Genomic DNA, 4,165 nt, shown 5'->3' with positions numbered 1-4,165 from the left:
CCCCCCGGGGGCCCCGGGGGGCCGGGGGGGCCCCCCCCCCCCCGCGGCCCCCCCCCCCCCGGCGCCCCCGGGGGGGGCGGGCCCCCCCCCCCCCGGGGGGGGGGCGCCCCCCCCCCCCCCCCCGCGGCCGGGGCGGGCCCGCCTCAACCACCAAGGGGTTCACCTTCCCGGACGGCCTGCTCGACCTCGTCGAACACCGGGTCGCCGAGGAAGCTGCGGAACCCGAGGATCACCGCCGAACCGGTGTCCTCCCGCCGCGCCCGCTCCAGCAGCGTTTCCTGGCACAGCACCAGATCCGCGTCCGGCGGGATCTCGGTGACCGAGGCGTGCGAGACCTTCACGTCGTACGGCTTGAGCCTGCCCGCCAGCTGGGCGGCGACCATGGCGCTGCTGCCCATGCCCGCGTCGCAGGCGATGACGACCTTGCGCACCGCCGACCCGTTGATCGTGCCCATCGAGCGCTCCTCTCCTGCCTGCCGCGCGCTCTCGACCTCGCTCGGCGGCACCGGTTCCTCCCGCAGTTCGTCGTGCGATCCGAGCACCCGGCGCTGAGCGAAGCCGATCGCGCGCCACCAGCGGGAGGCCGCCGACCCGCGGCTCATCGGACCGCTCCACCGGTCTCGACCTCGTCGGGTCGTCGCCACAGCTTCAGCACCAGCGAGGCGACCACGAACGCCACCACCGCCGACGCGGCGATCCCGGCGATCACGCCGACGTAGCCGCCCTTCGGGGTCACCGCCAGCAGCGCGACCACGCTGCCCGGCGACGGCGTGGCGACCAGGCCCGCACCGGTGATGCTGAAGACGAACAGCCCCGCCGCGCTGCCGGAGATCGTCGCCAGCAGCAGCCGCGGCGCGGCCAGCACGTACGGGAAGTAGATCTCGTGGATGCCGCCGAGGAACTGGATGACCAGCGCGCCGGGCGCGGTCGCGCGCATCGCGGGCGGCCCGAACACGGTGATCGCCAGCAGCACCCCGAAGCCCGGTCCCGGGTTCGGCTCGACCAGGAACTCGATGGCCTTGCCGTGGTCCAGCGACTCGGACACGCCCAGCGGCCCGAGCACGCCGTGGTTGACGGCGTTGTTGAGGAACAGCACCTTCGCCGGTTCCACGATGATCGCCACCAGCGGCAGCAGGTGCAGGTCCAGCAGCGCCTGCACGCCGTGGCCGAGCGCGATGGTCACGCTCTCGATGGCGGGACCGATCGCCAGCAGCCCGGCGATGGCGAAGAGCCCGCCGATGATCCCGGCCGCGAAGTTGTCCACCAGCATCTTGAACGCCGGAGGCACCCGTTTGCCCACCGAGCGGTCGAACCATCTCAGCACCCAGCCCGCGAGCGGGCCGACGATCATCGCGCCCAGGAACATCGGGATCTCGGCCCCGATCGCGATGCCGATGGTGGCGACCGCGCCGACGACCGCGCCGCGCTGCCCGTGCACCTGCCTGCCGCCGGTGTACCCGATCAGCACCGGCAGCAGCAGCGTGATCATCGGTTCTTTCAGCTGCGCCAGCTGGGCGTTGGGCCACCAGCCCTCCGGGATGAACAGCGCGCTGATCAGGCCCCAGGCGATGAACGCGCCGATGTTGGGCATGACCATGCCGGCCAGCTGCCCGCCGAACCGCTGCACCACGACGCGGGCGCGCTGCGCCTGTGCTCGAGAACTCGATTCCTCCGTGGCCGTCCCTGACATGGTTGTCACTCCGTACCTCGCCGACGCCGTTGTCCCTCTGCCTCGCCGACCGCCTCCCCGCGTCAGGGGTCCCGGTGCAGCCGCCGGTCCCAGGGCACCCGGGACTCGACGCGCACCAGGTCCGGGCGCAGGTCGTGCGGTTGTGGCATGGCGCTACCCGGCAGCGAGGCCGCGGCCGCGCCCCAGGCCACCGCGGTGACCAGGGCGGGCAGACCTCCGCAGCCTTCGGAAAGATATCCGGCGAGTAAAGCGTCCCCCGCGCCGACAGCGTTCTGCGCGGTCACCGGCGCCTCGGCGTAACCGCAGCCATCGTGCCCGCGCAGCAGGGCTCCATCAGCCCCGAGGCTGGCCAGCACGGTGTCCGCCCCGAGTTCGAGGATCTCGTCGGCGGCATCGACGACGCCACCGATCGTTGTAATCGAGTGACCTACCGTCTCCTCCAGTTCCCGGAGATTGGGCTTCACCAACGCCGGCCGGGCCTGCACGGCCTCGTGCAGCGCGGGCCCGCTCGTGTCCACCACCACCGGGACGCCCAGCGAGCCGATCATCCGGATCAGCCCCGCGTAGTAGGCGCTGCTCACCCCCGGCGGCAGGCTGCCCGCGATCACCACCCAGTTCGCGCCGTCCGCGCTGCGCAGCACCGCCTCGCACAGGGCACGGGCGTCGCCCGCGTCCAGCAGCGCCCCTGGCTCGTTGAACTTGGTGACGGTCGCGTCGGGTTCGACGACGCTCATGTTGATGCGGACCGGGCCCACCGCGGGCACCCGCAGCACGTCGATGCTCAAGCCGGCCAGCAACGCCACGAGCTGCTGGCCCTCGATGCCGCCCGCCGCCACGACCGCGCGGACGTCGACGCCGTGCTGGGCGAGAGCGCGGGCCACGTTGATGCCCTTGCCGCCCGGGTCGACGCGGATCGAGGAGGCGCGGTTCAGGCCGCCGCGCACCAGTTTGCGCACCTGCACGGTGCGGTCGAGGCTGGGGTTCGCCGTGACGGTGACGATCACGCGCACAGCCCTCCCCTGGTCCAGGCGGTCGCCGGGTCGGCGGCTCCGCGCGGAGCCCGGCGCCGGAGAAAAATCGATCTTGCACGGGGGTCGCCCCGGTGGCAACCATCGCACGGTGAGTTCAAGGTTTTCCCGGAAGATCTCCGCTATGCGGGCCGATCGACGGGAACGAGCTCGGACCACCACCGGGCCGGCACCCCGGCGGAGGGCCGCCGCTCACTTCACGTACTCGGGCAGCACCCGCGGCGGCCACTGGCCGACGCCGAGGATTCCCATCGAGTAGCCCTTCGAGACCAGCGCCGGGCGGTTGGTGACCTTGAGCTTCCGCAGCAGCGTCGTCACGTGGTACTCGACGCCGCCCCGGCTGAGGTAGAGCTTCGCGGCCAGCTGCACGGTGGACTCCCCGGCCGCGACGCCCTCCAGGATCCGGGCGTCGACCTCGCTGAGCAGCTTCTCCTTGCCGCCGACCATCGCGGCCCGCTGCCCCTCGTCCGGCTGCAGCACGACCATGACGCCCTCCACGCGACCGGAGCGGCCGGGCACCGCGATGCCGGTCAGCTCCCCGCCGAACAGCGCTTCCTTCGCGCCGACGGCGACCGCGTGCTCCACGAACCGCGGGTTGCGGCCCTCGGTGAGGCGCGCGAACTGGTACTGGAACTTCCCGCGCACGCTGGGGTGCAGGAAGTCGTAGAAGCTGCGCCCCCGCACGTCGGCGGCACCGCGCCCGAACTGCTTGAAGAAGTACTTGTTCGCCTCCAGCACGCGCATGCTCGAATCGAGGTTCGCCATGCACATCCCGGACTGCTCGAACAACGATCTGTAAATGTCCCGATAATCTTCACCGGATTCTTCGGACGCCCCGGCAGGCGTGGGTCGCGCTCGCATCGTGCCGCTGGATGTCATCAGAATTCGACCATTCCTCTCTGGCTCGCGAGAAACGCAGATCCGGCATCGGTTGGAGGCATTACCGGAATTCAACGACACCACAAGGCTATGGATTCAAAACCAACCAAGTCAACAGCGGGCCAGCGCCGTCCTTAAACCTGCGGTCAAGCCGCCCGCTGGTTCGGTTCGGTTCGGCCCGATTCGGTTCGGTGCCGATCTACCAGGGGTTTCACGACCGAACGACCGCACCGAACCACATCGCGGGGGTGGGTTCGGGTACGGCTCAGGCCCCCACCCGCCACCACAGGGACGGGCACGAACCAACATCACGTGAATCCCCCACCACATTCCGCCCTGCCGCAGGTAGCGGTCCGCGACCAAGCGTGACCGCCGTGATCACCCTGCGCGAACGCGGCGCAGCGCCGAATCGCGTTCAGCCGCCCGCCCCGCGCGGAAGAAGTGAATTCGCGAGATCCGCCCTGCCGTCGATCCCCAATTTTCGGTAGGCCGCGGTGAGGTGCTTCTCGACCGCTCGCCTGCTCACCCGGAGCTCGTCGGCGATCTCCTGGTTGGTGCGGCCCAGCGC

General features: G+C 71.2%; 5 protein-coding genes. All 5 read right to left on the bottom strand.

Going from position 1 to position 4,165, the window contains the following annotated elements:
* Positions 1-143: 143 nt before the first annotated feature.
* Positions 144-602 carry a hypothetical protein gene (locus LCD31_RS28285; protein WP_224963160.1) on the bottom strand — a complete coding sequence of 153 codons (459 nt, stop codon included), beginning with the start codon at positions 600-602 and terminating at the stop codon, positions 144-146.
* A complete protein-coding gene (locus LCD31_RS28280) occupies positions 599-1,690 on the bottom strand; it encodes a PTS mannitol transporter subunit IICB (protein WP_224963158.1) in 1,092 nt (363 codons plus the stop codon). Before LCD31_RS28280 ends, LCD31_RS28285 begins: the two co-directional genes overlap by 4 nt.
* A gap of 62 nt (positions 1,691-1,752) precedes the next feature.
* Positions 1,753-2,694 carry a 1-phosphofructokinase family hexose kinase gene (locus LCD31_RS28275; RefSeq protein WP_224963156.1) on the bottom strand — a complete coding sequence of 314 codons (942 nt, stop codon included), beginning with the start codon at positions 2,692-2,694 and terminating at the stop codon, positions 1,753-1,755.
* Between the two features lie 216 nt (positions 2,695-2,910).
* The gene (locus LCD31_RS28270) at positions 2,911-3,579 is read right to left on the bottom strand and encodes a helix-turn-helix transcriptional regulator (RefSeq protein ID WP_224963153.1); all 669 of its coding nucleotides are present in this window, start codon (positions 3,577-3,579) and stop codon (positions 2,911-2,913) included.
* A 433-nt stretch (positions 3,580-4,012) separates the two neighbouring features.
* Positions 4,013-4,162: a LuxR C-terminal-related transcriptional regulator gene (locus tag LCD31_RS28265; RefSeq protein ID WP_224963162.1), complete on the bottom strand. Its 150-nt coding sequence runs from the start codon at positions 4,160-4,162 to the stop codon at positions 4,013-4,015.
* Positions 4,163-4,165: the final 3 nt, after the last annotated feature.

Origin of the sequence: Saccharopolyspora sp. 6M (assembly GCF_020176775.1) — a bacterium.
Classification (GTDB): Bacteria; Actinomycetota; Actinomycetes; order Mycobacteriales; family Pseudonocardiaceae; genus Saccharopolyspora_C; species Saccharopolyspora_C gregorii.
The sequence above is the reverse complement of the archived record's forward strand: the minus strand, read 5'-3'. Positions and strand labels throughout refer to the sequence as shown.